This window comes from Methylotuvimicrobium buryatense 5G, assembly GCF_000341735.1.
Lineage (GTDB): Bacteria > Pseudomonadota > Gammaproteobacteria > Methylococcales > Methylomonadaceae > Methylotuvimicrobium > Methylotuvimicrobium buryatense.
The window spans coordinates 1,732,670-1,734,772 of record NZ_KB455575.1 but is presented as its reverse complement, the minus strand read 5'-3'; the positions used below and the strand labels follow the sequence as shown (position 1 = coordinate 1,734,772).

3 protein-coding genes are annotated in these 2,103 nt (G+C 39.8%); all 3 read left to right on the top strand.

Features of this window, described 5'->3' with window-relative positions; translation table 11 throughout:
* Positions 1-321: 321 nt before the first annotated feature.
* A complete protein-coding gene (locus METBU_RS0107790) occupies positions 322-858 on the top strand; it encodes a hypothetical protein (RefSeq protein ID WP_138767121.1) in 537 nt (178 codons plus the stop codon).
* A 299-nt stretch (positions 859-1,157) separates the two neighbouring features.
* Entirely contained in the window at positions 1,158-1,391 is a 234-nt protein-coding gene (locus METBU_RS0107785; protein ID WP_014147379.1) for a hypothetical protein, read from the top strand.
* The gene (locus METBU_RS0107780) at positions 1,378-1,641 is read left to right on the top strand and encodes a type II toxin-antitoxin system RelE family toxin (RefSeq protein WP_017840078.1); all 264 of its coding nucleotides are present in this window, start codon (positions 1,378-1,380) and stop codon (positions 1,639-1,641) included. The genes METBU_RS0107785 and METBU_RS0107780 overlap by 14 nt, the downstream gene beginning before the upstream one ends.
* The last annotated feature ends 462 nt before the right edge of the window (positions 1,642-2,103 follow it).

The following is a 2,103-nucleotide window of genomic DNA, read 5'->3' as shown; positions in this document are numbered from 1 at the left end:
GCTCTAACGAAATTCGAGACTGAAAAATTTTGAAAGCAATCAATAACCCGCCCGTTGGTAAGTATTCAGACCCCGTTGGCAAATTACCGCAATTCAGGCGTAATTACTGGCCTCCCCCTTTGAAAAAGGGGGATTGAGGGGGATTTATTTAAAAAATCTCCCCTAGCCCCTCTTTTTCAAAGAGGGAGACTGAATACTTTCATATAGAGAATCTTATGCACTACATACGGCAATAGATAAATTTCGTGTCTCCGCAAAACGGGATTTAAATATCAAATAGCGGATTTTTCAATTTGCAATTCACCTCTAAAGGTTACAAGAATGACAAATAAAACTAACGAATCTAGCCCTATGATTAATGCGCTTAAAGAAATTTTTGAACTTGGAAAAAAGACAGCTAAAAACTCACCAAAAGGATTTGGTTTTAAATATATTATGAATGGCGTTGAAAAGTTCTATTATTCAAATTTAATATTAAATTTTGTAAAAAATCTCAACGATGAAAATATTGAAGAATTTAATATAACTGGACTAGAGCTTAAGAATATAGAACAAGAATTTGGAGAATTGTTCAAAAATATACAAGAGAAACTTACTGATATAAAATATGATAACTCTATGGATCGCATGAAATATGAATCCTTTAAAAATAAACTAAATAAGACTAGCAAAGGAGCGTATAACTTTTTATGTGAATTAGAAGCCCAATTTGATAACGAAGCTTGTGAGGAAAAGATCAAAGAATTTAGTAATGAAATTGCTGATTTAGGAAGAGAATATAGTGTTAAATTATCCACCGAGTCAGGTATAGGAATTACAATAGAATTTCAGGATGATGAAGACTACAAGGAGCAATGAGAGTAAAACGAAGCGCGACGAGGTATTTACCCCGTCGCAACGTTTCAGGCGTGGGTGCATATCTGGCATTACGCCGGAATTTAAACGTCCGGGGCGGAAGCTACAAGCTACGGGGTCAGGTCTTGAATTTTGCAAATATGTGCTTGCATAAACGAGACTTGATACCAAATTAAAAGACTTGACCCCATGCGCGCTGCTTCGCTCTGGGTTAATTTGCGAGTGATGAGCGGCGTTAGTTGTGAAGCGTTATGGCGCTATAGCGCTAAAGTGCTATAATCGGCAAAAAAGAGGTGCCTTTTATGAGTGAATTATCAAAAAGATCCACGGTTTACTTCGAGCCAGAGATTCACCATGCCCTTCGGGTTATGGCTGCAAACACGCATCAATCTGTCTCTGAATTCGTCAATGAGGCGGTTCGTATGGCCCTGCGCGAAGATCAAGAAGATCTGAGTGCGTTTGAAGAACGGGCGGCAGAGCCAACACTGAGCTATGAGGAATTGCTGGAAGATTTAAAGTTACATGGCAAATTATGAAATTCAGTTCAAGAAGTCAATTACCAAAGATCTTCACGCTATTCCAAAAAAGGATGTCAAGAAAATACTGGAGCGAATAGATGCCTTGGCGGTAAACCCAAGGAGCGAAGGCTGTATCAAATTGTCCGGTCAGGAGCGTTACCGCACTCGGCAAGGCGTTTATCGGATAATTTATGAGGTCAAGGATGCCGAAATTGTCGTCGTTGTGGTCAAAATTGGGCATCGTTCCCAAGTCTACAAAGACAGCTAAGCGAACAGGGTCAGGTCTATATTTTATGCTAAATTCTCAAGTTAGGGTTCCCAAGTAAATCAAAGGTAGGATCAAAATAGCGAAACCGTTTCTAGCCTGAAAGATCAAGTCATTAAACACAAGCACATAAAGGATTGCGGTTGCAGGGCAAACAAAGGGAAGCATCCCGGAATAACTGAGTCAGAATATGAACCCCTAGTTATCATCAAACGATGATCGAATGAAAGTAGAGTGTCATTTGGATTCGGTGCAAGCTCGATATGCTCAATTGAGCGAGGCGCTTAGGCGATCAAAGGTCGAAAGTTGGCAACAGCAGTTTTTTTCGTTGGAAAATATAGACGCTCTAACGAAATTCGAGACTGAAAAATTTTGAAAGCAATCAATAACCCGCCCGTTGGTAAGTATTCAGACCCCGTTGGCAAATTACCGCAATTCAGGCGTAATTACTGGCCTCCCCCTTTG

What these genes read in the sequence shown, in the direction of transcription:
- METBU_RS0107790 (WP_138767121.1), top strand. Translation starts at nt 322, where the DNA reads ATGACAAATAAAACTAACGAATCTAGCCCTATGATTAATGCGCTTAAA.
- METBU_RS0107785 (WP_014147379.1), top strand. Translation starts at nt 1,158, where the DNA reads ATGAGTGAATTATCAAAAAGATCCACGGTTTACTTCGAGCCAGAGATT.
- METBU_RS0107780 (WP_017840078.1), top strand. Translation starts at nt 1,378, where the DNA reads ATGGCAAATTATGAAATTCAGTTCAAGAAGTCAATTACCAAAGATCTT.